Consider the following 24,137-nt stretch of genomic DNA (forward strand, 5'->3'; position numbering starts at 1 on the left):
TCTGCTTCACGTTCTTCAGGGGCTAAAACAGTTTTGGCGGTTCGTCTTTAGGCTGGCGCATCGATACGATCCCAGCACGAAAACCCTCACCAATGCGATCGGCTAGCGCTGACCAGCTGAGCGCCAGATGCTCTGGCAATTGGGAGTGTAGCACCTGATGGAACAGGCCCAGCCACAAGGGAAAATGTTCAGCCTTTATGTCGGGGCGAGACAAGTGCTCTCGCATTGGATTTCCGTTATAGTTTTTCTCGCGCAGAATAGCGTTGCGCCAGAAACGGGCGATCTTGTCCTCATGCTCGGGCCAGCCGGAATCGGGAATGTGGTTTGCGAAAATTGGCCCTAAAACCGGATGGCGGCGGACCTGTGCGTAGAATACGGTCACCACGTGATTGATTTGATCCGCAGTGATGTCAAAGCGTTTCAGTGGATTGTCCAGCGTGGTTTCGGGCATGGTGGGGCCTGTCTGTAAGATTTGGTTTTGCATAGATAGAGGGCGGCATGACTAAGGAAAAGGGACAAAGCGCCACACGGGTTTTGGTGCTGGGTGGCTATGGGTTCATTGGCGCCCAAGTGATGCGCGCCTTGACGCAAGCAGGATTTGATCCGTGCGGCATGGGGCGGAACCTGACCACGGCCGCACGGGTGTTGCCGGATGCCAAGTTTATCAAGGCTGATCTGCGTCATATGCAGGCGGTTGGTGACTGGATCGATGTGTTGGCCGGGTTCGATATGGTGGTTAACTGTGCCGGTGTATTACAGGACAGCCGTCACGATGATCTGGCGGCTGTTCATCACGATGCGGTTGCTGCTCTGGGACAGGCAGCCAAGCAGCTTGGGGTCGGTGTGGTGCAGGTCTCGGCTGTGGGCGCGGACAAGTCGGCAAGCACCGAATTCATGCGCACCAAAGGGCGAGGGGATGATGCCTTGCGGGCCCAAGGTGGCCGGGTCTGGATCCTACGTCCGGGTTTGGTGATTGGGCAGGCAGCCTATGGGGGCACGGCGCTGCTGCGGATGCTGGCGGCGATACCGGGATTTCAACCCATGTCGCTGGGGCAGGTTCCTGTGCAATCGGTGGCCTTGAATGATGTCGCCAAAGTTGTGGTCGCTGCAGTTGGCGGGCGCTTGCCGCCGGGTAAGTATGATCTGGTCGAGGAACAGGCGCATAGCCTGAGCCAAGTGGTGAGTGAGACCCGCAAGTGGTTGGGATTTGCACCAGCACAGGTAACCTTGACCTTGCCAGTTTGGATGTTGCGGCCCATCGGGCGGTTGGCGGATCTGTTAGGGCGGTTGGGCTGGCGTTCACCATTGCGGTCCACAGCGATAAAGGTTCTTGAGGAAGGGATCCAAGGAAATCCTGCAGCCCTGCGCAAAATAACTGGGCAAGAGCTGGCTCCGTTGTCAGCTATTTACGCACGGCTGCCATCTGGGCAAGAGCACCGGTTGGCGGCGCGCATGGCGCTGATGATGCCGATGGCGGTGGCCGTCTTGTCCCTGTTCTGGTTGATCTCGGGAGGGGGTGGGCTCTGGCGGATCCAAGATGCGGCGAGCACATTAACACAGGTTGGATGGTCCCAATGGGCAGCTATTTTAGTAGTCATGTTCTGGTCTGCTGTTGATCTGTGTCTGGGCGCGGCGGTCTTGTGGCGCCCTTGGGCTGCGCGCGCTTGTCTGGCAATGGTGGCGGTATCGCTGGTCTATATGGTGTCAGCAGCGGTTTTGACGCCGGATCTGTGGCTTGACCCATTGGGACCGATGGTGAAAGTCATCCCCAGCGTGGTGTTGTCACTGATCACTCATCAGTTGCTGCAGTCACGATGATGGATCTTGATCTGTTTCTGCGCTTGCTACACGTGATTGGCGCCTGCGTGTTGTTGGGCACTGGGGCGGGCATTGCATTCTTCATGCTGATGGCGCATCGCAGCAAAGACCCGCATGTCATCGCACATACTGCCAATGTCGTGGTGCTGGCGGATCTTCTGTTCACCGCTAGCGCGGTGGTGGTGCAACCAATTACCGGAGCCCTGCTGGCCTGGAGGTTGGGCTGGGACATGACCGAGGGGTGGCTGCTGCTGTCACTGGGGCTGTATGGGCTGACGGGTGCGTTATGGCTGCCGGTGGTTTGGATCCAGGTCCGATTGCGCGACTTGGCGCAGCAGGCGGTCAAAGCTGGTGAGCTATTGCCGAAGGTCTACTTCCGCCTGTTCGCAATCTGGTTCGCCTGTGGCATCCCGGCCTTCATTGCCGTGCTATGCATTTTATGGCTGATGCTGGCGCGTCCGGATCTGGTGCTATTGGGCTGATCATTCAGATGAGGGAGGCAGGATGGGGGCGCTGCCCCCTCTTGGCCGCAGGGCCAATTCACCCCCGGGATATTTTTGGCCAGATGAAGGGGATATCGCGTTTTACAGTGACGGGGGTCAGGACGGCAAAGCGTCGATCTGACCATCGCCTGCGCGCGCATGGACCAGTGGGCCAAAATCGGACAGGTGATCGATGTGGCTGAACATATTCAGGTATAAGGTCCGTATTGCGTGACTGGTCAATTGCAGTGATTTTGTCCCTGGATGGTAGGTTTCAAACTCTAACCCACCAACCTTGATCACTGTATGACGGTCGAGGCAAAGATGGAACAATTCAACCGGTGTTGGCGGTGCGGTTTCAACAATGGACATGCCATCGTGGAATTCGTGAACCGGAGTCAAAAGTGGCACAGAGCCGGACATAGCCCGTAGGTGTGGTGGCGTACGTAAAACCCGAGCCGCAGGCCCGGCGATCACACAGGACATCGGTCCCTGCATGCCAAAACAGTCGGCCATGAAACTGGTGAGCTTGTGTGTGCGCCCAGAGCTGGTCGCACGGCCTGGGATCAGGCTGGTACTGCCCTTCCACATCAATGTCTGAACGTCGCCGTCTTGGGTGATCAGGCGATCACCGGGAAGAAGATCCTCAACCGCGATCGGGCCAATTTCCGTGTCCACCAGAGATCCACGTGTAAAGGCGCTAAATGCATCTTCGAATAGGGGGAGAGCTGGCGCGATGTGCTGGGTTTCAGCGACATTGCCATTAGGCAAAAGGCTGGCAACCTCAAACCGTCGCAACTGGGGCCGGTTGGAGGCACGCAGGGTCGCGGGATCTTGTAAAAGGGCAGAGGATTTCGCTACGCTGTTTGCTGCACGCTGTAACGAATGAGGGATCTCCATTGTCGTCGGACCTTTTTCAGTTGCGCATTTAGGTTGGTCCCCACCGAAACCCGAAATGCTTAGATTTAATTCTCTATGCTGAGAAAAATGAAGGATTTTGCATCAAATTGTCAAAAGAACTCGCTGGGTATAGTTAATATGCGTTCAGTTTCTGTTGTGCCGTCGGGCCGCATTCTACGTTGGCACGAGTATCGCCAAAATATCCTAAGATCCGGTAAGCGCGGTATTTTGCCCCCCGTGTAGGCTGGTGGAAACCTCGATCGTTTCATCCAAAACAGAGGCGGAAGATCAACGACTGATGTTCCAAAGCCAAAGTCAGGCGGTTTTGGCTGTTGCGGATGTTGAGTTGGTGGTGCTCTGGATAGGAGATCGACGACGAGCGATAGATGCTTGCCGGGCCGCACCGCGGGTCCACGGCATGATGACATTGTGGCCTTGCGCGCTTGCGATGATTGAATTCAAAAACTTGGTCTTGGCTGTCATTGCGCTTCTCCTGCCAGGCTATTGATGGCCCGTTGCTGTCGGTGTCCTAGGTATGAATAAGCAATGCGCCGCCAATGTGGCTGATAGGTGGAATTTGAGACTTATTTTCAAAACCTGGATGCCTGAGCTGTCATTGACCTGAAAATACTGGGTTATTTCTTGGTAGGTGCCCTAAGGGAAACGCTGGGGGTGGGAATTGTGGCAGGAATTTCGTGAGGTTGCCGCAATCTGCCCACCGACTTAGTACGCAAGTGATATCCCTGAGGCAGGAGAGGAAGCCTACAGCCGAATACAAGAGATTAGACGGCCATAGTCTGCTTCTTTTGCGTGGGTTGCGCGTCGGTACGAGAAAAAACGCTCAGGGTCAGAATAGGTGCAGTGCCGGGTCCATTCTGCGCTGCCGACGTCGGCCTGGCGAAGTTTGTGCAACCCCAGACCCGGAAGGTCGAACTGGTATTTCCCAGACTCTCCATTGGCAAAGAAACGAGCGTTCCCTGGGTCCTGCTTCATGAAATCATCAAAGAATTCCTCTCCGACTTCATAGGCACGTTGTGAAATGGTTGGTCCGATCACAGCGGCGGTGTTTGCGCGGTTGGCGCCTAGGGCTTCCATCGCGTCTAATGTGGCCTCTAACACTCCACCTAGTGCGCCACGCCAACCAGCGTGGGCCGCGCCGATGACGCCAGCCTCGAAATCTGCGAACAGGACTGGTTGGCAATCCGCGGTTAAAATGGACAGGGCGATGCCGGGGACATTGGTCACCATGGCATCCGCTTGCGGGCGATCTGCTGTCGGTGCTGTTATTGTCACCACATCGGGTGAGTGAACTTGATGAACCCCCGCGAGGGCTGGGCCGTCAACCTGCATGGCCTTGGCCACGCGCGCGCGGTTCATTTTCACTGCTTCAGTTTGATCCGAAGACCCGGTTCCGCAATTGAGGCCCAAAAATATCCCTGAAGAGGCGCCACCTCGGCGGGTGAAAAAGCCATGCCTGACCGGCAAAAGTGTTTCGGAAGTGAGAATTTCCAGCGTCATGCGTTCAATCCTGGTGGCGGTGTAGACTGTTTGGGGAATAGTCCCAGTACTTTGAACAGAGTTCCCATTTCCTGAGGATGGGTCAAGCGCTGATGTGCTGCAATCAGGCTGTCCAAGGTGGTACCAGAGAGCAGTGCAGCCAATGTCTGTGCACGCGCTGTAATGCCAAGCCGTTCCAGAAAGACACCCTGCGGTGTTACACGACTGTAGGCGCAGCCAGCGGTTTGGGCTGCCAGTGCCAGTGCCTCAAAATCGACATGAGCTGTCAGGTCAGCCTGTCCGGGGGTCGTCAGTGGGTCTGTCGATTCGTGACCACGTAGCGCCTGCAAAGTATCGCCTAATGCACGCCAGTCACCGTAGTCGATGATCAAAGCTGCCCCACCATGACTGGCGATGCGTTGCGCTATCCTGGCGACTATTGGTGCCGCTGCTTCACAAGTTTCGACCAGGTCGCCGTCGTGGGTGTCAGCCAGTCGATGGTCAAGTGCGGGTTGCGGGGCCAGAGGGCCGAGACCAAAGGTCAACTCGCCTTGCGCCCTGCCAATACGCTTTTCCCTCCAAGCTTGACCTTCACGCACGAACTGACGAATGGGCAGCGCATCAAAGAATTCGTTGGCGACCAGCCACAAGGGCTGATCAGGCAGCAAATCTACCGTGTCATGCCATTGTACCTGATAGGCGCTTAGTGCGTCCTGTTGTTTAGCCTGCAAGGTGGGGGAGGCTTCGACCAAAACAATCTGGGCCGCTTCGTGAAAGCCGGGAACCGATTTGGTGGCCCGCAGCAGATCGGCCATCAGGGTGCCGCGCCCAGGGCCAAGTTCAGCGAGCGTAAAAGCAACAGGGGATCCCTGCTCGAGCCAGCTTTGGGCCAAAGACAGGCCTAACATTTCGCCAAACATCTGGCTGATTTCGGGGGCGGTGATGAAGTCACCACCCGAGCCCAGAGGATCGCGGGTGGTGTAGTATCCGTATTTGGGGTTCAGCAGACACTCGTTCATGTAGTCGGCGACCGACAGAGGGCCGTCAGCGTCGATCCGCGCGATAAGATAATCTTGCAGGCTCATGCCAGTCTCGTTGCATTGGAGTGGGCACGTAGAACGAAAAAGACACCAATTATGATCATCGGAAGGGACAACATTTGGCCCTGAGTGATGCCGATCCCTTCGATTTGCCATGCCAGCCCCAGTGGGTTGCCGGGCGAAATGAACTGAGCGTCGGGCTGGCGGACAAATTCAACAAGAAAACGTGCGGCGCCATAGGTCGCAAGAAAGACACCAAGAACAAGCCCAGGCTTGTGAAAGGCGCCACGACGGTAGGCCAACCACACAAGCACAACGCTGAGAAAAAGCCCCTCGATCATGGCTTCGTACAATTGCGATGGATGGCGCGCGCAGATTTCCCCTACGGCCTGACCACAGTCCTGGGCTGCGTAGCCTGGAAATGCAACGCCCCATGGCAGATCGGTGGGGCGCCCCCAAAGCTCGGCGTTGACGAAATTGGCCAACCGACCAAGGAGCAAACCCGGTGCCACCGTGTGTGCCACCAGATCCGCCATGCCAAGTTTTGGGATGTTATGGCGAGACGCGAAGATCCAGCTGGCAACAATAACGCCAACCAAGCCGCCGTGAAAGGCCATTCCTCCCTCCCAAACTCGTAGGATTTGCAGGGGATCAGATAGGTAGGTGCCGGATCCGTAAAACAGCACGTAGCCCAAGCGCCCGCCCAAGATCACACCCAGAATGATCCAGGTCAGCAGATCCTCGACCTGTTCGGGTCGCATAGGCGGTGTTTGGTTGGGCCACAGTGCAGGACGTTTCAAAGCCGTAACTGCCAGCTGCCAAGCGATGACAATGCCGATTATATAGGCCAGCGCGTACCAGCGCAGGGCGAATTCCATTCCGCCTAGGGAAATCGAAAAAATCTCGGGCGAGAGGTCGGGAAATTGGATCATTGCTTGCATGGATGAGTGAATGCCTGTGCTGAGGTAATAAAGTCAACGTCTTGTCGTCGGTCGATTGCTTGCCCATATAGGGGTTAAGCCGGATATGGAGAAGACGATGCAGACACGAAATAAGATCATGGATGACATTTCGCAGCTTATGACTAACGCCATGGGCGTGGCCCAAGGTGCTAAGGATGAAGCAGAAACTGCGATGAAAGGGTTGATGGACCGCTGGTTGGCTGATCGCGACTTTGTGACTCGTGAAGAGTTCGACGCGGTGCGTGCGATGGCCCAGAAGGCCCGTGAAGAGAACGAAGCACTCAAGGTGCGTCTGGATGCACTTGAGGCTGGCTCCAAAAACTGACACCTGCCAGCGCTGCCTGTGCGTCCTTTGGGAGGCCCGACGGGGTGAAGGCAGCGCATGGACCAGCCTGGAAAGGTTGGATATGAGTATTTTTAGCAAAAAGAAGCGCAATTGCGCGCTTGTGAAAATGTCGGGAAGACCGCCGATGGAGTAGCGCGCCACTATATTGCGCTGAAATTCCAGTCATCCACAACTTATTGCAGTTATCCCCAAAATAAGGGTTGCCACAGCGGCCCTGTGGTCCCACCATATTTTGTATGGATACGGGGGCTAAACCCCGGCCAATAGAGCAATCAACTAGTGATTGAGGGCGTGGGGCTCTGTGTCGCTAGTGATTCAGTGAGGTGGCACCATGACCGTTTCAGAGCATCATTTGGAAGATGATATTCATCCAATTGATATCGTCGAACATCTGGCTTCCAATCACGATTGGGAATTTGATCGTATTGGCGACGACCAGATCGCCATGGCGGTCGAGGCGCAGTGGCGGACCTATTCGCTGACACTGGCCTGGTCAAGCTATGACGAGACACTGCGCATGGTGTGCAGTTTTGAAATGGAGCCGCCAGAAGATAAGCTGCCCAAGCTGTACGAGCTGCTGAACAAGATGAACGACGAGTGCTGGACCGGGGCCTTTACCTATTGGGCTAAGCAGAAACTGATGGTTTATCGCTACGGGCTGGTACTGACCGGTGGCAAAATTGCAGGGCCGGAACAGATCGACACTATGATTACGAACGCGGTCAGCGGTGCTGAACGGTTTTACCCAGCTATTCAGTTGATGGTCTGGGGAGGCCGTACGCCAGAAGATGCGATGCAAGTCGCCATTGCAGAGGCCTATGGCCGCGCGTAACACTCTGCCCTGAACTGAATGTCAGAGAGGGGCGAGCAGATGGACATGTCAGATATTGCAGCGCGGGGGCTGGTTCTTCTGGGCTGCGGCAAGATGGGATCGGCGATGTTGGCCGGGTGGCTTGAGGGCGGTCTACCAGCCAGCTCGGTCTCGGTGATTGATCCCTATCCATCAGACTGGCTGCAAGACACAGGCGTTTTGATCAACCAATCACTGCCTGCTTCACCGGCCATTGTGCTGATCGCGGTCAAGCCTCAGATGATGGGTGCAGCATTGCCAAATCTGCAACTTCTGGGTGGTGGAGGAACCTTGTTTATCTCTGTCGCTGCAGGCACTTCGATTGCCACATTCGAAGACATTCTGGGGGCGGGCACTCCTATAGTGCGGGCCATGCCCAATACGCCCGCGGCGATCCGCCGGGGTATCACAGCAATCATCGGTAACGATACGGCTTCTGCAATTGATCTGGATGGTGCTGAATTGCTGCTGTCTGCTGTCGGGCAGGTGGTGCGCTTGGACAGTGAAACGCAGATGGATGCAGTGACCGGCGTTAGCGGGTCCGGACCGGCCTATGTGTTTCACCTGATCGAAACACTGGCCGCAGCAGGCGAAGCACAGGGGCTTCCGGCTGAACTGGCAATGCAACTGGCCAAAGCTACTGTCGCGGGGGCAGGTGCTCTGGCCGAGGCCGCAGAAGAGAACCCCAGCCAGTTGCGCGTCAATGTCACCAGCCCCAATGGCACCACCCAGGCGGCGCTTGAGGTGCTGATGGACGAGGGTGATGGCTTTCCTACACTGCTGAACCGCGCTGTTGGGGCCGCAACCAACCGATCTAAGGAGCTATCGCGTGGCTGAGATTACTTTTGATGAGTTTTTGAAAGTGGATGTACGAGTTGGTACGGTGCTGCGGGCCGAACCATACCCAGAGGCCCGTAAGCCGGCGATTAAGTTGTGGATCGACTTTGGCGACGAGATTGGTGAGAAAAAAACTTCGGCGCAGATTACCGCCCATTACCAGCCGGAGACATTAATTGGTAAGCAGGTGATGGCCGTGGTCAATTTTCCACCACGTCAGATCGGTAAGTTCATGTCCGAGGTTCTAGTGCTTGGGTTGCCCGATGAAGGTGGCGAAATTCGCCTGATTGGACCGGATTGCCAGGTGCCCTTGGGCGGAAGGATGCATTGATGCGAGTATTGTTGTCACGGCCGCTGACGGCCGAGGTCGAGGCGCGCGCGCGGGCAGAGTTCGATGTCGAAATTCGCAGCAGCACTGCGGTGATGAGCGTAGATGAAATGCACCGTGCGCTGGTTGAGTTCGACGTGGTGATGCCGACGCTTGGGGATGCCTTCGATGCTGGTGTCTTTTCAACGGCACCTGAACCTCGGTGTAAACTGTTGGCCAATTTTGGCGTTGGGTACAATCACATTGATGTTGCAGCGGCGATGGCTGCGGGCATTGAAGTGACCAACACACCCGGAGCGGTGACCGATGCCACAGCGGACATAGCCATGACACTGATGCTGATGTCGGCGCGCCGCGCGAGCGAGGGCGAACGGCTGGTGCGCTCGGGGCAGTGGCAGGGATGGCACCCCACCCAATTGCTAGGACAACACCTGAGCGGCAAGCATGTTGGCATTGTCGGCATGGGGCGAATTGGGCAGGCAATTGCACGACGCTGCCATTTTGGCTTTGGTATGAAGGTAAGTTATCTAGCCCGCAGCGCGAAAGAGTTGGACTTTGAAGCTCAGCGTGCGGAGAGTTTGCTACAGATAGCGGCAGACGTTGATGTGCTGGTGACCGCCGTGCCGGGCGGGGCAGAAACGCGGCATATGATCGACGGTGAAGTTCTGTCGGCCATGCGGCCTTGGGCTCATCTGATCAACATCGCCCGTGGTGAGGTGATCGATGAGGCGGCCTTGATCGCTGCGTTGCAGGCTGGGCAAATCGCAGGTGCAGGGCTGGATGTCTATGAGTTCGAGCCAGAGGTTCCGCAGGCGCTGATGGCATTGGACAATGTCAGCCTGTTGCCACACCTGGGCACGGCAACCGAAGAGGTGCGCAGCAACATGGGCCATATGGTTCTGGATAACATCGCCGCATTTGCCGCAGGACAGAAACTGCCTAATCCTGTTTGAGGGTATGATTTGGGGCGCTGCCCCAAACCCCGGAGTGTTTTCAAAAAAATGAAGGCTCAGTACGGGCGCGCGGTCCTATCTGGCGGATAGATCGCCGACTGATTCGCGCCAATGGCGGCGGCATAGCGAAACATATGTTTCATTGCCGCCGATTTGCACTTGCTCCCCTTGGGTGATGGCATTGCCGTCTTCATCCTGCCTGATCACCATTGTGGCCTTGCGGCCACAGCGACAGATGGTGCGAACCTCTCGCATTTCGTCTGCTAGTGCCAGCAGCGCCGCTGATCCGGGAAACAACTGACCTTGGAAGTCGACGCGCAATCCGTAGCACAATACAGGCAGCTTCAGATCATCAACTGCTCGGGCCAGCTGCCACACCTGTTCTGAGGACAGGAACTGCGCTTCATCAACAAAAACACAGGCGATTTTTCCCTGCTCTACACGCGCGCTCACCATCTCGAACAAATCGTCCGTCGGCGAAAACATATCCGCCTCGGCGCCAATACCGATGCGCGATGCAATGCGACCTGTTCCGGCTCTGTCATCAAGCTGTGCGGTCAGCAGGTAGGTGTCCATGTTGTTTTCGCGATAATTGTGCGAGGCCTGAAGCAGAATCGTCGATTTGCCGGCGTTCATGGTTGAATAGTTGAAATAGAGTTTTGCCATGGGCGTGGTTTAGCGCCTGGGTCGCAGGGTTGAAACCTCAATTGCGATGTTCGGCGAAGATTACCCAAGCAGCAGGACGGATAAAATAAGCGCCGCCTGTCTGTTTTTTCCATTCCGGGCGGAACGACCCTGGGGATGGACGGATCAAGACAAAACAAGCGACGCTTTTGACCGAAAAAGCGGCCAAGGATCAGGATACTCACTCACTCCTAGTCCCTATTGGGCACCAAATGGGGAAATTCCATTCTTCACTCTTTAAGCTCCCTTATACCTGAGGGATAGCAAAGGTATTGCATTTCGATTACAAGGCAATAATGGGAAAAAGATCAGGCGGTTCCCCATGGAGCGCCAGAGCATAAGCCGGGGCGGTATTGATGGCGGAAATAGGCACTTATCTAAAGAAACATACAGAGGCCCTGGTAAAGGATGTGGGAATCGAGGCGGCTTGCCAGATTACCGGAAAGTCCAAGGCGACTTTGGGGCGGTACTATTCCGACAACGCAGAACATGCGGATCGCTTTATGCCGGTTGATGCCGTAGCCAAGCTGGAACAGGAATCCTCTTTTCCACATGTGACATCTGCCCTTGCAGATCTCAAAAAGATCTCGTTGTCGTATGATGACCGCAGACCAAACACGTCAGATAGTGGTGGCGTGAATTCTGACGTCATTGCCCTAAGCCAGCGGTTTGCCATGCTGATGAGTGAATACCAGTCAGCGATGGAAGACGGAATTATCACCGTAAACGAAGCCAAGCGTCTGCTACGGGAAACGGTAAACCTGCAACATGTCTTGATCGACATGAAATTGCACCTGGAAGAAGAAAGCGCCTGAAGCATCTGCTTTGAGCGATCAGTTCACGAAAAAGTCCTGTATCAGCATAAATGAGCCGTCCACGATTGATCGAGGACGGCTCAAACAAAATAGATCAAGGTCGCTTAGCCTTCTCGACGCAGGATGACTGAGCCGACCGAATAGCCTGCGCCGAATGAACAGATCAGACCCAAGTCACCTACGGACAAATCGCCAGAGTGCTGTGAGAATGCGATAATCGAGCCAGCAGACGACGTGTTGGCATAGTCTTGCAGGATATTGGGCTGTTCACCCGGCTCGGGCGTGCGGCCGAGCACTTTTTTACCAATAAAATCGTTCATCGCTTTGTTGGCCTGATGCAGCCACAGGCGTTTCAGGTCGGTGTTGGCAATGTCATTGTCAGCCATGTGGCCTGCAATGTGCTTGCTCACCATGGGCAGAACTTCTTTGAACACTTTGCGACCATTCTGCATGAATTGCATGTCGCGGCGGTCCTTTACCCCATCCGGGCGTGAGCGGCGCAGATAGCCATTGTTGTTGCGAATGTTGTTTGAGAACAGCGTGGCACAGCGTGTCGATAGGATTTCAAAATGTGCGCCCCGCACATCTTCCTTGCGTTCGATCAAGGTTGCGGTGGCCACGTCGCCAAAGATGAAATGACAATCCCGGTCGCGCCATTCCAGATGCCCCGAGCAGATTTCGGGGTTGACGACCAGCGCCGAACGGACGGAACCGGAGCGCACCATATCGGCCGCAGCCTGAATACCAAAGGTGGCCGAGGAGCAGGCGACGTTCATGTCAAAAGCAAAGCCCGGACAGCCCAACAGTTGCTGGATTTCAATCGCCACAGCTGGGTAAGCGCGCTCCAGATTTGATGCCGCGCAGATCACCAGATCCACGTCGGCCGCTGTGCGCCCGGCCTGCTTCAGCGCCTTGTGTGCTGCGTCCAGCGCCATTTCCGCCATGATAGACGGTTCATCATCACTGCGTTGGCGCAGTTGCGGGTACATAATGTCGGGGTCCAGCACGCCGGTCTTGTCCATCACATAACGCTGGTTAATACCGCTGGCCTTTAGGATGAACTCTTCTGACGAATGCGCCAGAGCGTCCATCTCACCCGCCTCAATCGCTTCGGCATTTTTTGCGTTGGTGCGGTCGGCGTAGGCGTTAAACGCCTCGACCAATTCAGCGTTTGTGATGATCAGCGAGGGGGTGAAGACCCCGGTGCCGGTAATGGCAGGAGTATACATGTGTTGGAACTCTGGCTGGTTCAGGGTGCTTACGATTTGGTCACTTTAGATAGGGGAGGTCAAGGTCAGGGCGCAGGTTCCGCAGGGGAAGTTCAGAAGGCACCGGCACAGCTCGGCCCCGTAAAGCTGCCAATTGTAAAAGAAAACCCCGGCCGCACGGACCGGGGTTTTTTGACATACAATCAGGGGGCGGATCACCCCTGAAGCGATTTCACCTCAACTTCACCCTCTGCCTGAGCCTTAATCGCCAGTGCGGCGGCGTTAGAACCCGCAGCGGTGGTGAAGTAGGGGATCTTGTCGTACAGCGCGACAGAGCGCATGTCTTTGCTGTCCTCAACCGCTTGCGCGCCTTCGGTGGTGTTCATCAGCAGCTGCACATGACCGTCTTTTAGCAGGTCAACCACGTGTGGGCGGCCCTCATAGACTTTGTTGACCAGTACACATTCTACGCCGTGACCGGTCAGCCAGCTTTGAGTGCCGCGAGTGGCGATCAGGGTAAAGCCCTGTTCGACCAGTACCTGTGCAGCCTCAAGCATCAGCGCGCCTTTGTCGGCGTCCTTGATCGAAATGAAGGCTTTGCCCGAGGCGGGCAGTACCATGCCAGCGCCCATCTGTGCCTTCAGGAAGGCGCGTGGGAAATCGCGGTCCCAGCCCATGACTTCGCCAGTAGAGCGCATTTCTGGCCCGAGCAGAGTGTCTACGCCGGGGAAACGAGCAAACGGCAGCACCGCCTCCTTGACTGAGTACCAAGGCATGTTGGGATCAGCCAGCGTCATCGGATCACCCAGTGGCAGCACGTCGTCATATTTGGCGTCAGCCTTGTAGGGGGCGCGCATCGGGAAGTTGCTGAGAGGCTCACCTGCCATGACGCGTGCCGCGATAGACGCAATGGCGCTGTCGGTGGCCTTGGCGACAAAGGGTACGGTTCGGCTGGCGCGTGGGTTGACCTCAATCAGGTAGATCACGCCGTCCTTGATGGCGAACTGGATGTTCATCAGGCCGACAACGTTCAGGCCCTTGGCCAAGGCAAAGGTCTGCGCTTTAATCTCGGTCAGGACGTCTTCCGACAGCGAGTAAGGTGGCAGCGAGCAAGCACTGTCGCCTGAGTGAACACCAGCCTCTTCGATGTGCTGCATGATGCCCGCAACGTGCACGTCTTTGCCGTCGCAAATGGCATCCACATCCAATTCAACAGCGCCAGACAGATAGCTGTCGAGCAACACAGGGCTGTCGCCGGACACAACCACCGCCTCGGCGATGTAGCGTTCCAGCTGGGCCATGTCGCGTACGATTTCCATCGCGCGGCCACCGAGTACATAAGACGGGCGGATCACCAGTGGAAAGCCAATTTCGCCAGCAATGGCCAGTGCTTCCTCGTCGGTCGAGGCGATGCCGTTGGTTGGCTGCTTCAGGCCCAGATTGTTGACCAGTTCCTGGAACCGCTCGCGGTCTTCTGCCAGGTCAATCGCATCTGGGGTGGTACCCAGAATTGGAATGCCGGAATCTTCGAGTGCATTAGCGAGTTTCAGTGGCGTTTGGCCGCCGAACTGAACGATAACACCGTGCAGGGTGCCGTTCTGTTTTTCGGTTTCCAGAATTTCCATTACGTGCTCATAGGTGAGCGGCTCGAAATACAACCGGTCCGAGGTGTCATAGTCGGTCGACACGGTTTCGGGGTTACAGTTGACCATGATGGTTTCATAGCCCGCATCGGTCAGCGCATAACATGCGTGACAGCAGCAGTAGTCAAACTCAATCCCTTGGCCGATCCGGTTTGGACCGCCACCGAGAATAACCACTTTCTTGCGGTCACTTGGCCGTGCTTCACATTCCGCCTCGCCCATCATTGGGGCTTCGTAAGTGGAATACATGTACGGCGTTTGCGCCTCGAATTCAGCGGCGCAGGTGTCGATGCGTTTGAATACGGCGGTGACACCCAACGCGCGACGGGCTTTGCGTACGTCGGTTTCGGTTGCTTCTGTCAGGTTGGCCAAACGGGCGTCGGTAAAGCCGAGCATCTTCAGATTACGGATACCGCGTTCGTCAGTAGGCAACCCGTTGGCGCGCACTTCAGCCTCTGCTTCGATGATCTCGCGGATGCGGGCTAGGAACCAGGGGTCAAACATGGTGACGTTGTGGATTTCATCATCCGACAAGCCATGGCGCATCGCCTGCGCAATGGTACGCATGCGGTCTGGGGTTTGCATGCCGATTGCCTTGATCACAGCGGCCTTGTCAGCGCTTGCATCTTCCCACAACCCGACTGACACACCGGGAATGTCGACTTCGTCAAACCCAGTCAGGTCGGATTCCATCGACGCCAGCGCCTTTTGCAAGCTTTCGTGGATGGTGCGGCCGATTGCCATAGTTTCACCAACCGACTTCATCGCGGTGGTTAGATAAGGCTCGGAACCGGGGAACTTTTCAAATGCGAATTTCGGGATCTTGGTGACGACGTAGTCGATGCTTGGTTCAAACGACGCCGGGGTGACCTTGGTGATGTCGTTGTCCAGCTCGTCCAGTGTATATCCGACAGCCAGTTTCGCAGCGATTTTGGCAATCGGGAAGCCGGTCGCCTTGGACGCCAGCGCAGAAGAACGGCTGACCCGTGGGTTCATTTCAATCACAACCATCCGGCCGTCGGCAGGGTTTACCGCCCACTGAACGTTCGACCCGCCAGTTTCCACGCCGATTTCACGCAGAACATTGACCGAGTGCGTCCGCATGATCTGGTATTCTTTGTCGGTCAGGGTCAGCGCCGGGGCAACTGTGATCGAATCACCGGTGTGAACACCCATTGGATCGATGTTCTCGATGGCGCAGACGATGATGGCGTTGTCGGCCTTGTCGCGCACAACCTCCATCTCAAATTCTTTCCAGCCCAGCAGGCTCTCGTCGACCAGGATCTGGTTCACTGGAGAGGCATCCATGCCGGTGCGGCAGAAGTGGACATAATCGTCGCGGTTATAGGCGACACCGCCGCCGGTTCCGCCCATGGTGAATGCAGGGCGGATGATGGCTGGCAGGCCGATGTCTTCTAGAGATTCGAGGGCAATGCGCACACCCTCATCCAAGTCAGCCTTGCCGTCGTCTAGTTTGGGGGCAGTGACGATTGTGGCACGAGGGTTTTCGATACCCAGACGATCCATCGCTTCGCGGAACAACTTACGATCTTCGGCCATTTCAATGGCATCGCGGGTGGCACCGATCATTTCGACGTCGAATTTCTCTAGCACACCCATCTCTTCGAGCGCCAGAGATGTGTTCAACCCGGTCTGGCCACCCATGGTTGGCAACAGAGCGTCGGGGCGCTCCTTCTCGATGATCTTGGCAACCACTTCGGGAGTGATCGGCTCGATATAGGTCGCATCAGCCAGACCGGGATCGGTCATGATGGTCGCCGGGTTCGAGTTGACCAGGATAACCCGGTAACCCTCTTCGCGCAGCGCCTTACAGGCCTGTGCGCCCGAGTAGTCAAATTCGCAGGCTTGGCCAATAACAATGGGCCCCGCACCAATGATCATGATCGATTGGATGTCGGTTCTTTTAGGCATGGCCATATTCCTTCGATTTTGCGCGAGTCAGTGGCGCCCCCAAGCGCCCAAATTGTCCTGCGTTATAGGGACCGCGCCGAAAGGTGCAAGGGGGATCGCAAATTGGTCTCAAATTGCCGCAATCACCTCTTTGTGCGCAATGCGAACATCGTTATAGCGTGGTCACGGACTGATGGAGTGCAACTAAGTGCGAATTCGCTTTGATCAAGGTCCCATGGGGGCAGGGACGTGTTTCGAGGCGTCACGAAGAATTATTCGGGCGGATGAACCTGATTCTGTCCCCGCTGCGTTGGCGGCTATGGATCAAGCTCGCAAAGAGGGGTTTTGGCTGGCAGGTTACGCCTCTTATGAATTGGGGTATGCGTTAGAGCTGAAACTTGCGCATCTGATGCCAGACAATCGTCGACTGCCACTGATCTGCTTCGGGGTTTATGACGCGCCTACGATGGTTGGGCCTGAAGTCGCAATGCCAAGCCCCGTAGTAGTGGTGGGACAATTAAAACCACGCTGGAGCTTTGACGACTACCTTGATCGGTTTTCGGTGGTGAAGCGCAACATCGGCGCCGGCGACATATATCAAGCCAACCTGACTTTTCCGATGGATGCGAGGGTCTATGGCAACGCCGAAGAGCTATATAAGGCTTTGAGTGAAGTGCAGACTGTTGGGCATGGCGTATTGGTTGAGCAAGTTGGATTGCCTGACGTACTGTCACGCAGTCCCGAATTGTTCTTTCGCACTGATGCTGATGGAGCAATCGAAACGCGGCCTATGAAGGGAACCCAGCCGCGTAGTGCGGACCCGGTAGAGGATGCTAGACGCCGTGCCTTCTTAAAGTCAGATGAAAAGAACCGCGCAGAAAACCTGATGATCGTGGATCTGCTGCGTAATGATATCAGCAGAGTTGCGGAACTGGGGAGCGTTCATGTACCAGATCTGTTTGCCATTGAAACCTACGCAACTGTGCATCAGATGGTGTCTACTGTGAGGGCCAAGTTGCGCCCGGATACTGGATTGGGTGACATCTTACGCGCGCTGTATCCCTGCGGTTCTATCACCGGCGCGCCGAAAATCCGCGCGATGGAGATATTACGTGACTTGGAACCCCACCCGCGCGAAATTTACTGTGGCTCAATCGGCTGGGCAGCCCCGGATGGGCGATCTGAATTCAACGTGGCGATCCGCACCTTGATGGTTGAGAATGGCAAAGCCACGTTGAATGTTGGCGGTGGTGTGGTTTGGGACAGCACGGCCGAGGCCGAATATGAGGAAGCCCTATGGAAAAGCCGATTTGCCCAATTGAGGCAGCCCGACCCGATCCGAGCTTCCGCCTGATCGAAACCTTTGGCTATGTGCCGGGGCAGGGGATCTCTCGAGCTGAATTGCATGTCGCGCGGGTAGTTGCCTCGGCGGCTGAGCTAGGGTTTCGTTGCAACAAGCCTGCGATTGAGGCCACGATGATAGAGGTCGCGGGAAATGAACCGCTGCGTTGTCGGTTGACGTTGGGCATCGACGGAGATCTGGAGGTGACAACTGCTCCAATGCCGAAACGCTGGCATATGCCGAACTTTGTCATTTCCGATGTACGACTTAACTCTGATGATCAGATGCTACGCCACAAAACCACCCGGCGCGCTCTTTATGACAAGGCTCGCGCGGCTTTGCCTGTGGGTACCCATGAAGCCGTCTTGCTCAACGAACGGGGCGAGCTGTGCGAGGGCACTATCACCAACATTATGCTGACGACGCCGGATGGTGAACAACTGACCCCAGCCCTTAGTTCCGGGTGCTTGCCGGGAGTTTATAGGCAAAGCATGTTGGACCATGGAAGATTACGCGAGGCGGTTTTGACGCTAACGGATCTAAGTGACGCACGGCATATTTATCTGATCAATTCTCTGCGCGGCGCCACACAGGCACTTTGGGCGCCGGAATGCGCTCAATTTGCCCGCTTTGCTTGACATCTGAGCCGCAACCCTGTGTATCGGCCCAGACGAATTCTGCGCGCCTGCGCGCTTATCCCATACGACGACCCGATTGACGAAAGGTCACGCCATGCACGCCTATCGCAGCCATACCTGCGCCGAACTGAACAAATCCAACGTGGGCGACACTGTTCGCCTGTCCGGCTGGGTCCATCGTATCCGTGACCACGGCGGCTTGCTGTTCATCGATCTGCGCGATCACTATGGCATCACTCAGGTCATGGCCGACCCCGATAGCCCGGTCTTTGCTGAGCTGGAAAAGGTACGCTCTGAATGGTGTATCCAGATCGAGGGTAACGTGCTGGCGCGTGACGAGAGCCTGATCAACAAAGCAATCCCAACTGGCGAGGTTGAGGTGTTCATTCGCGGCCTAGAGGTTCTGGGCCAATCCGAAGAACTGCCACTGATGGTGTTCGGTGATCAGGAATACCCTGAAGAAACCCGCCTGAAGTATCGCTATCTGGACCTGCGCCGCGAGGCGATGCAAAACAACATGAAGCTACGCAGCGATGTTGTCATGTCCATGCGCAAGCGCATGTGGGACAAAGAGTTCCGCGAGTACCAGACGCCGATCATCACTGCTTCGTCGCCCGAAGGTGCACGTGACTTCCTGGTGCCATCGCGTCTGCACCCGGGCAAGTTCTACGCCCTTCCGCAGGCCCCACAGCAGTTCAAACAGCTGATGATGGTTGCTGGCTTCGACAAGTATTTCCAGATCGCGCCGTGTTTCCGTGACGAAGATCCGCGCGCCGACCGTTCGCCTACCGATTTCTACCAGCTGGATCTGGAGATGTCCTTTGTTGAGCAGCAGGATGTGTTCGACACCATCCAGCCGGTTCTGCAGGGTGTGTTCGAAGAGTTCGGCGGTGGCCGCAAGGTGGATCAGGAATGGCCGCAGATTTCCTACAAGGACGCGGCTCTGTGGTATGGTTCCGACAAGCCCGACCTGCGCAACCCGATCAAAATGCAGGTTGTGTCTGACCACTTCCGCGGTTCCGGCTTTGCGATTTTTGCCAGCTTGCTGGAAAACGAAGGTACCGAAGTTCGCGCCATTCCAGCCCCCGGTGGCGGTGGCCGTAAATTCTGTGACCGCATGAACAAATTCGCCCAGGGTGAAGGTCTGCCGGGCATGGGCTATATCTTCTGGCGCAAGCAATCTCCGGATTCAATTGCGCAGGAACGTGGCATCACCGTCAAAGAAGTGAACGCTCTGGTCAAATCGGGCGAGATCACCTTGGGCAACGAGGCCGCTGGTCCGCTGGCCAAGAACATCGGCCCCGAGCGCACCGAGGCGATCCGCCAGCAGCTGGGTCTGGACGTGGGCGATGCGGCCTTCTTCCTGGGTGGTAAGCCCAAGGCGTTCGAAGCTGTTGCTGGCCGTGCCCGTACCGTCATCGGTGATGAACTGGGTCTGTCTGACAAGGATCGCTTTGCCTTTGCTTGGATCGTGGACTTCCCGATCTACGAAGCAGACGAAGAGACCGGCAAGATCGATTTTGAGCACAACCCGTTCTCGATGCCGCAGGGTGGTATGGACGCGCTGCTGGGCGACCCGCTCAAGGTATTGGGTTATCAATACGATTTGGCTTGTAACGGCTACGAACTGGTCTCGGGCGCGATCCGGAACCACCGCCCGGAAATCATGTTCAAGGCCTTCGAAATTGCAGGTTACGGCAAGGACGAAGTCGAAAAACGCTTTGGCGGTATGGTCAATGCCTTCCAATACGGCGCCCCGCCACACGGTGGTTGTGCCGCTGGAGTCGACCGTATCGTGATGCTGCTGGCAGACGAGGCCAACATCCGCGAAGTGGTGATGTTCCCAATGAACCAGCGCGCCGAAGATCAGATGATGAACGCTCCAAGCAATCCGACCTCGGATCAGCTGATGGAGCTGGGCCTACGGGTGATACCTCAGGATCAGTAACCCCACCAAATTACTATGTGATCAAAGGCTCGGGCATGTCCCGGGCCTTTTTTGCGAAAAACGGCAGGTGAAAAAATATCGACGGAGAACGTTAGCCCGTGCGTATAATTCAAAATGACCGGTACGATAGCTTAGTAGGCTGGTACATGGCACAAGAATTGACTGACCGGGAGCAAGTCCAAGATGTTTACGCCCGCCCTCGCAGAGATCCGGTTTGGATGCGGATTATCACCTGATCTACAACCGAAAAACTCGGTAGAGGATATGCTGAGGCAGCTTGCTGGCAAAGACAGCATGGCCCAAGCCCACCCAATTCAGGACTTTGACAGCTTCTGGCCGCAGATGACCGCCTTTGGTCAACTCCGTCGGAAACGACGCAAGGCAAGGGGAACCGATGCCTATGATGGTTTAAATCGTCAGTACAATTCCATGCGAAGAAAGGCCCGCGCCAATCGGACACGTTGGTTTGCTCAGATAATACTGCGACATTGCCAGACCAAAGACGGATTTCGCGAGAGGTTGGCTCTGTTCTGGGGCGACCACTTTACTGCGCAGGGCAAAAACGGCTTGGTGAGAACCTTGGGCGCACCCTATGTGGACACAGCAATCAGGCCGCTGGTCTCAGGCAATTTTGCCGATCTGCTAATCTCGGCTGTCACTCATCCTTTCATGTTGCAGTACCTGGATCAGCATCAATCAATCGGCCCCAATAGTCGGGTTGCGCAGCGATCAGACCGGCCTAACGGATTGAACGAAAATCTGGCGCGCGAGGTTCTGGAGCTTCATACGCTGGGTGTAGATGGGCCTTATACTCAACAGGATGTAGGGCAACTGGCCGAACTGTTCACAGGGCTTAGCTTTCGGTTGAAAACGGGGTTCCAGTTCAAGGCAAACACTGCCGAGCCGGGCCCTGAAACGGTATTGGGCAAGGAATATGGGGGCAATCCGGCGCAGTTGCGGTCGATCCATGCCGTGCTCAGAGATTTGGCAATACACCCAGCGACGGCCGATCATATCGCGCGTAAATTAGTGGTGCACTTTGTTTCCGACACGCCTGATCCCGAACTGGTTCGCCATGTAGCAGCGCGATTTCGCGACACCAATGGTGATCTCGCCCAGGTCTATGCTGCGCTGTTGGAACATCCTGCCGCCTGGGTCCCAGAATTGCGCAATGTAAAGCCACCATTGGATTTTATCGCAAGCGCCTGCCGGGCCCTTGCAGTTCGTCCAGCGCATTTGGAAAGGACTTCGCCCAAGAACCTCAACATGCGTCTGGTCACGCCGATGATCCTGATGGGTCAACGTTGGGAGCGGCCCAATGGCCCCGATGGGTGGCCAGAACAGGATACGGCATGGATCACGCCACCAAGTTTAGCTGCCCGAATTCGCTGGGCCATGCTGGCTCCACGTCAACTGATGAACCTTTTGCCACCCCCGGAAAGTTTTGTCGAAACCAGTCTGGGGGAGTACGCCGATGGGCCGGTACGATTTACCGCGCGCGCCGCTGAAACCCAAGCTGAGGCGATAGGGCTGATCCTGTCCTCTCCTGCCTTTCAACGCCGCTAATAGAAGGGCACAGCCATGACATTATCCCGCCGCCATTTCCTGACCCGTTCAGCCGTTATCGGGTGTTCTGCCGCTGCCAGCCCGCTGCTGACCCCTGTCAGTTTTGCTGCCGCCCCCTGGGACACCCGGTTGGTTGTGATCATTCTGCGCGGTGGTATGGACGGACTGGATATGTTGCAGCCATATGGCGATCCCAATTATGCAGGACTAAGGACAACACTGGCCGGAGGGCCAGAAAATGGCGGTCTGGATCTGGATGGTTTCTACGCGATGCATCAGGGGCTGGCGCCGTTGCTACCGCTGTGGAAACGACAGGAACTGGGGTTTGTGCAGGCCGTTTCGATCCCTTACCGCGACCGCCGCAGCCATTTTGATGGCCAGGACTTGCTAGAAGCGGGAACAACCGAACTGGGACAGGTTGGCGATGGCTGGCTGAACCGGATGTTGCAACACATGAGTGGCGTCGAAACCCGCACTGCATTTGCTATCGGACAGGGTGAGATGAAATTGCTGCAAGGGCCTGCGCAGGTTTCAGACTGGAGCCCGGACGCCGCATTGAGCCTGAGCCCACAGGCGAAACTGCTGGCAGAGCAAATGATGCGGAACGATCCGTTGTTTCACGCAGCACTGGCCGAGGCACTGGAACTGTCACAGGACGGGTCGATGATGTTGGGGCAGGCAGAGAGTGACGAAGCGATGGAAGAGATGACCATGCCCTCACCCTCACGAGGAAAATCTCATCTGAAGATCGCAGAGTTTGCTGCTGAACAGCTGCGCAACGAAACTCGGGTTGCTGCTTTCTCGATCAACGGATGGGATACACATTCCAACCAAACACGGGGGCTAGGGTCCGCATTTCGCCGGTTGTCGGACACGATTCTGACCCTGCGTGACGGGCTCGGGGGGGCAATTTGGGGAAAGACGGCGATTTTGGCGATGACGGAATTTGGCCGAACCGCGCGCGAGAACGGCACCAAGGGAACAGACCACGGAACCGGAGGGGCAATGCTGCTGTCAGGCGGCGCCATTCGAGGTGGTCGGGTTCACGGGCGTTGGCCAGGTTTGGCAGAGGTCGACTTGTTTGACCGGCGCGATCTCATGCCCACAACAGACGTGCGCGCGCAGGCGGCTTGGATCATGCGGGGGCTGATTGGCGTGGACCGATCCCAGCTGGAACAGGTGGTGTTTCCGGGGCTCGATATGGGTAACGATCCGGGGCTGCTATTGTGATCAGATAAAATAGGCAGTGCGGCCAAGGGGCCTTTGGCACGGCACCATAACTTGGGCAGAAGAAATCAGTTGGCTCGCTGGCTCGTCGATGCTGTGACTAACCCCAAGGGAACGACCCTACTGCTTGGTTGCCACCTAATTGCAGCAGCCAAGAAACCGGTCAGGTGTCAGATGGCAAGACCAGTAAAGAACCGGTCCCATCTGGATCATTCTCAGACCTGTTGCGGCGGATTTTACCCGCTGCCAACCTGGCCCTGCCATAAAGAACGAGGGCCAAAGTAACGGCAATAATCAGAGAGGTTTCCAGCACGTCAGATCGCGAGCTTCTGATTTAGGCGGTCTTGTACTAACCCAGCAATCCGTGCTGCTTCGGTGGTAACAGGACGGCCAGTAGATAGGGCTGTCGTTAGACCAGATGCAGCTTCTGCCAGTGGATTGTCACCAACACTACGGGCAACACCGCCCAAAAACTGTGCGACATAGTTCAGCATTTTGTCTTCTTGCGAGACATTCAAAACGTCTGCGACATGTGCCATGTCATCCTGAAAAGCCAGCAGGTCTGGGTGGATAACCTCATCCGGAAGATCAGTCGCGCCAACCGGTTGGCGATCTTCAGGCAGTTTCGACAGGATAGCCTGTTGGAATGCAGCCAGTGAGGTCACAGGTTTTGCAAGGAAACCGTCAGCACCAGCGGCTAGGGCAGCGTCGTAGCCAGTATCGTCACCAGAGGTCCCCAGTACGACGCCAACACGTGGGGTGGCGGCAACGGCTTCTTCGATAAGGTCAACGCCAGATCCGTCTGGCAGGCCTAGGTCAACAATCAGAACTGACGGGCGATAAACTTGCAAGTGTCGTCGGGCCGATTTCAGACAATCAGCTCTTCGAATGCGAGCGCCACTGCGCAGGCACAAAAGACGCATCGCCTCGCAGGCATAGCGGCTGTCTTCAATAACTAGGATGGTCAGCCCCAGTAGGGGGCGCCGGGTCGTGGGCTGGCGGTGTGCAGCGGCAAATAGGTCCGAATCGTCCATAACACTTGCTCCTTTCGACAGACGCCCTGACGCTAGGAAATCAAAGCTAATTCCCGGTTAACGCAGCGAATGCCCTTATGAAGTGTCGTTCAGAAATACTGGGCGCAT

23 protein-coding genes are annotated in these 24,137 nt (G+C 56.2%); 13 read left to right on the forward strand and 10 right to left on the reverse strand.

What is annotated here, in order from left to right; genetic code table 11:
* Positions 1–22: 22 nt before the first annotated feature.
* Positions 23–451, reverse strand: coding sequence for a group III truncated hemoglobin (locus DL239_RS12515; RefSeq protein WP_167684472.1), 429 nt, complete (start codon positions 449–451; stop codon positions 23–25).
* Between the two features lie 47 nt (positions 452–498).
* Here DL239_RS12515 and DL239_RS12520 point away from each other — a divergent pair, with 47 nt between their 5' ends.
* A complete protein-coding gene (locus DL239_RS12520; RefSeq protein WP_167684433.1) occupies positions 499–1,818 on the forward strand; it encodes an SDR family oxidoreductase in 1,320 nt (439 codons plus the stop codon).
* A complete protein-coding gene (locus tag DL239_RS12525) occupies positions 1,818–2,300 on the forward strand; it encodes a DUF2269 family protein (RefSeq protein ID WP_167684473.1) in 483 nt (160 codons plus the stop codon). The genes DL239_RS12520 and DL239_RS12525 overlap by 1 nt, the downstream gene beginning before the upstream one ends.
* Before the next feature lie 117 nt (positions 2,301–2,417).
* On the opposite strand, the gene DL239_RS12530 is transcribed toward DL239_RS12525, so the two are convergent.
* The 5 genes from DL239_RS12530 to lgt form a co-directional block, all read right to left on the reverse strand.
* Positions 2,418–3,200, reverse strand: coding sequence for a Hint domain-containing protein (locus DL239_RS12530; RefSeq protein WP_167684434.1), 783 nt, complete (start codon positions 3,198–3,200; stop codon positions 2,418–2,420).
* Between the two features lie 315 nt (positions 3,201–3,515).
* Positions 3,516–3,683: a hypothetical protein gene (locus DL239_RS12535; protein WP_167684435.1), complete on the reverse strand. Its 168-nt coding sequence runs from the start codon at positions 3,681–3,683 to the stop codon at positions 3,516–3,518.
* Positions 3,684–3,962: 279 nt separating this feature from the next.
* A complete protein-coding gene (pgeF, locus tag DL239_RS12540; protein ID WP_167684436.1) occupies positions 3,963–4,718 on the reverse strand; it encodes a peptidoglycan editing factor PgeF in 756 nt (251 codons plus the stop codon).
* Positions 4,715–5,782, reverse strand: coding sequence for a class I SAM-dependent methyltransferase (locus DL239_RS12545; protein WP_167684437.1), 1,068 nt, complete (start codon positions 5,780–5,782; stop codon positions 4,715–4,717). The genes pgeF and DL239_RS12545 overlap by 4 nt, the downstream gene beginning before the upstream one ends.
* Complete coding sequence (lgt, locus tag DL239_RS12550) at positions 5,779–6,678, reverse strand: prolipoprotein diacylglyceryl transferase (protein WP_167684438.1); 900 nt, start codon at positions 6,676–6,678, stop codon at positions 5,779–5,781. The genes DL239_RS12545 and lgt overlap by 4 nt, the downstream gene beginning before the upstream one ends.
* Before the next feature lie 97 nt (positions 6,679–6,775).
* On the opposite strand from lgt, the gene DL239_RS12555 reads away from it, so the two are divergent.
* The 5 genes from DL239_RS12555 to DL239_RS12575 all read left to right on the forward strand — a co-directional run bounded on the left by DL239_RS12555 (position 6,776) and on the right by DL239_RS12575 (position 10,013).
* Positions 6,776–7,024: an accessory factor UbiK family protein gene (locus tag DL239_RS12555; protein ID WP_167684439.1), complete on the forward strand. Its 249-nt coding sequence runs from the start codon at positions 6,776–6,778 to the stop codon at positions 7,022–7,024.
* Between the two features lie 352 nt (positions 7,025–7,376).
* On the forward strand, positions 7,377–7,877 hold the full coding sequence (locus DL239_RS12560) for a type III secretion system chaperone family protein (RefSeq protein WP_167684440.1): 501 nt from the start codon (positions 7,377–7,379) through the stop codon (positions 7,875–7,877).
* 39 nt (positions 7,878–7,916) lie between these two features.
* Positions 7,917–8,732, forward strand: coding sequence for a pyrroline-5-carboxylate reductase (gene proC / locus DL239_RS12565; RefSeq protein WP_167684441.1), 816 nt, complete (start codon positions 7,917–7,919; stop codon positions 8,730–8,732).
* Complete coding sequence (locus tag DL239_RS12570; protein WP_167684442.1) at positions 8,725–9,063, forward strand: tRNA-binding protein; 339 nt, start codon at positions 8,725–8,727, stop codon at positions 9,061–9,063. Before proC ends, DL239_RS12570 begins: the two co-directional genes overlap by 8 nt.
* The gene (locus tag DL239_RS12575; protein WP_167684443.1) at positions 9,063–10,013 is read left to right on the forward strand and encodes a 2-hydroxyacid dehydrogenase; all 951 of its coding nucleotides are present in this window, start codon (positions 9,063–9,065) and stop codon (positions 10,011–10,013) included. Before DL239_RS12570 ends, DL239_RS12575 begins: the two co-directional genes overlap by 1 nt.
* Positions 10,014–10,088: 75 nt before the next feature.
* On the opposite strand, the gene DL239_RS12580 is transcribed toward DL239_RS12575, so the two are convergent.
* Positions 10,089–10,679, reverse strand: a complete 591-nt coding sequence (locus DL239_RS12580) for a thymidine kinase (RefSeq protein ID WP_167684444.1) — start codon at positions 10,677–10,679, stop codon at positions 10,089–10,091.
* Positions 10,680–11,053: 374 nt separating this feature from the next.
* Here DL239_RS12580 and DL239_RS12585 point away from each other — a divergent pair, with 374 nt between their 5' ends.
* The gene (locus DL239_RS12585; protein WP_167684445.1) at positions 11,054–11,512 is read left to right on the forward strand and encodes a hypothetical protein; all 459 of its coding nucleotides are present in this window, start codon (positions 11,054–11,056) and stop codon (positions 11,510–11,512) included.
* A gap of 104 nt (positions 11,513–11,616) precedes the next feature.
* Here DL239_RS12585 and DL239_RS12590 read toward each other — a convergent pair whose 3' ends face one another.
* Both DL239_RS12590 and carB read right to left on the reverse strand, forming a co-directional pair.
* On the reverse strand, positions 11,617–12,741 hold the full coding sequence (locus tag DL239_RS12590; RefSeq protein ID WP_167684446.1) for a beta-ketoacyl-ACP synthase III: 1,125 nt from the start codon (positions 12,739–12,741) through the stop codon (positions 11,617–11,619).
* 194 nt (positions 12,742–12,935) lie between these two features.
* The gene (gene carB, locus DL239_RS12595) at positions 12,936–16,295 is read right to left on the reverse strand and encodes a carbamoyl-phosphate synthase large subunit (RefSeq protein ID WP_167684447.1); all 3,360 of its coding nucleotides are present in this window, start codon (positions 16,293–16,295) and stop codon (positions 12,936–12,938) included.
* Between the two features lie 187 nt (positions 16,296–16,482).
* On the opposite strand from carB, the gene DL239_RS12600 reads away from it, so the two are divergent.
* The 5 genes from DL239_RS12600 to DL239_RS12620 all read left to right on the forward strand — a co-directional run bounded on the left by DL239_RS12600 (position 16,483) and on the right by DL239_RS12620 (position 22,998).
* On the forward strand, positions 16,483–17,628 hold the full coding sequence (locus tag DL239_RS12600) for an aminodeoxychorismate synthase component I (protein ID WP_167684448.1): 1,146 nt from the start codon (positions 16,483–16,485) through the stop codon (positions 17,626–17,628).
* Positions 17,571–18,254 carry an aminotransferase class IV family protein gene (locus tag DL239_RS12605; RefSeq protein WP_167684449.1) on the forward strand — a complete coding sequence of 228 codons (684 nt, stop codon included), beginning with the start codon at positions 17,571–17,573 and terminating at the stop codon, positions 18,252–18,254. Before DL239_RS12600 ends, DL239_RS12605 begins: the two co-directional genes overlap by 58 nt.
* A gap of 94 nt (positions 18,255–18,348) precedes the next feature.
* Entirely contained in the window at positions 18,349–20,202 is a 1,854-nt protein-coding gene (aspS, locus tag DL239_RS12610) for an aspartate--tRNA ligase (protein ID WP_167684450.1), read from the forward strand.
* A gap of 183 nt (positions 20,203–20,385) precedes the next feature.
* A complete protein-coding gene (locus tag DL239_RS12615; protein WP_167684451.1) occupies positions 20,386–21,768 on the forward strand; it encodes a DUF1800 domain-containing protein in 1,383 nt (460 codons plus the stop codon).
* Between the two features lie 15 nt (positions 21,769–21,783).
* Positions 21,784–22,998, forward strand: a complete 1,215-nt coding sequence (locus DL239_RS12620) for a DUF1501 domain-containing protein (RefSeq protein ID WP_167684452.1) — start codon at positions 21,784–21,786, stop codon at positions 22,996–22,998.
* 311 nt (positions 22,999–23,309) lie between these two features.
* Here DL239_RS12620 and DL239_RS12625 read toward each other — a convergent pair whose 3' ends face one another.
* Positions 23,310–24,029, reverse strand: a complete 720-nt coding sequence (locus DL239_RS12625) for a response regulator (protein ID WP_167684453.1) — start codon at positions 24,027–24,029, stop codon at positions 23,310–23,312.
* Positions 24,030–24,137 lie beyond the last annotated feature (108 nt).

The sequence above is a fragment of the Parasedimentitalea denitrificans genome (assembly GCF_011813015.1).
Lineage (GTDB): Bacteria > Pseudomonadota > Alphaproteobacteria > Rhodobacterales > Rhodobacteraceae > Parasedimentitalea > Parasedimentitalea denitrificans.

Excerpts from the sequence above, each read along its gene's own strand:
- proC (WP_167684441.1), top strand. The coding sequence starts at position 7,917 with ATGGACATGTCAGATATTGCAGCGCGGGGGCTGGTTCTTCTGGGCTGC.
- DL239_RS12525 (WP_167684473.1), top strand. The coding sequence starts at position 1,818 with ATGGATCTTGATCTGTTTCTGCGCTTGCTACACGTGATTGGCGCCTGC.
- lgt (WP_167684438.1), bottom strand. The coding sequence starts at position 6,678 with ATGCAAGCAATGATCCAATTTCCCGACCTCTCGCCCGAGATTTTTTCG.
- DL239_RS12620 (WP_167684452.1), top strand. The coding sequence starts at position 21,784 with ATGACATTATCCCGCCGCCATTTCCTGACCCGTTCAGCCGTTATCGGG.
- DL239_RS12545 (WP_167684437.1), bottom strand. The coding sequence starts at position 5,782 with ATGAGCCTGCAAGATTATCTTATCGCGCGGATCGACGCTGACGGCCCT.
- DL239_RS12535 (WP_167684435.1), bottom strand. The coding sequence starts at position 3,683 with ATGACAGCCAAGACCAAGTTTTTGAATTCAATCATCGCAAGCGCGCAA.
- DL239_RS12575 (WP_167684443.1), top strand. The coding sequence starts at position 9,063 with ATGCGAGTATTGTTGTCACGGCCGCTGACGGCCGAGGTCGAGGCGCGC.
- aspS (WP_167684450.1), top strand. The coding sequence starts at position 18,349 with ATGCACGCCTATCGCAGCCATACCTGCGCCGAACTGAACAAATCCAAC.
- DL239_RS12555 (WP_167684439.1), top strand. The coding sequence starts at position 6,776 with ATGCAGACACGAAATAAGATCATGGATGACATTTCGCAGCTTATGACT.
- DL239_RS12590 (WP_167684446.1), bottom strand. The coding sequence starts at position 12,741 with ATGTATACTCCTGCCATTACCGGCACCGGGGTCTTCACCCCCTCGCTG.
- DL239_RS12605 (WP_167684449.1), top strand. The coding sequence starts at position 17,571 with ATGGAAAAGCCGATTTGCCCAATTGAGGCAGCCCGACCCGATCCGAGC.
- pgeF (WP_167684436.1), bottom strand. The coding sequence starts at position 4,718 with ATGACGCTGGAAATTCTCACTTCCGAAACACTTTTGCCGGTCAGGCAT.
- DL239_RS12585 (WP_167684445.1), top strand. The coding sequence starts at position 11,054 with ATGGCGGAAATAGGCACTTATCTAAAGAAACATACAGAGGCCCTGGTA.
- DL239_RS12580 (WP_167684444.1), bottom strand. The coding sequence starts at position 10,679 with ATGGCAAAACTCTATTTCAACTATTCAACCATGAACGCCGGCAAATCG.
- DL239_RS12520 (WP_167684433.1), top strand. The coding sequence starts at position 499 with ATGACTAAGGAAAAGGGACAAAGCGCCACACGGGTTTTGGTGCTGGGT.
- DL239_RS12530 (WP_167684434.1), bottom strand. The coding sequence starts at position 3,200 with ATGGAGATCCCTCATTCGTTACAGCGTGCAGCAAACAGCGTAGCGAAA.
- DL239_RS12625 (WP_167684453.1), bottom strand. The coding sequence starts at position 24,029 with ATGGACGATTCGGACCTATTTGCCGCTGCACACCGCCAGCCCACGACC.
- carB (WP_167684447.1), bottom strand. The coding sequence starts at position 16,295 with ATGCCTAAAAGAACCGACATCCAATCGATCATGATCATTGGTGCGGGG.
- DL239_RS12615 (WP_167684451.1), top strand. The coding sequence starts at position 20,386 with ATGTTTACGCCCGCCCTCGCAGAGATCCGGTTTGGATGCGGATTATCA.
- DL239_RS12560 (WP_167684440.1), top strand. The coding sequence starts at position 7,377 with ATGACCGTTTCAGAGCATCATTTGGAAGATGATATTCATCCAATTGAT.
- DL239_RS12515 (WP_167684472.1), bottom strand. The coding sequence starts at position 451 with ATGCCCGAAACCACGCTGGACAATCCACTGAAACGCTTTGACATCACT.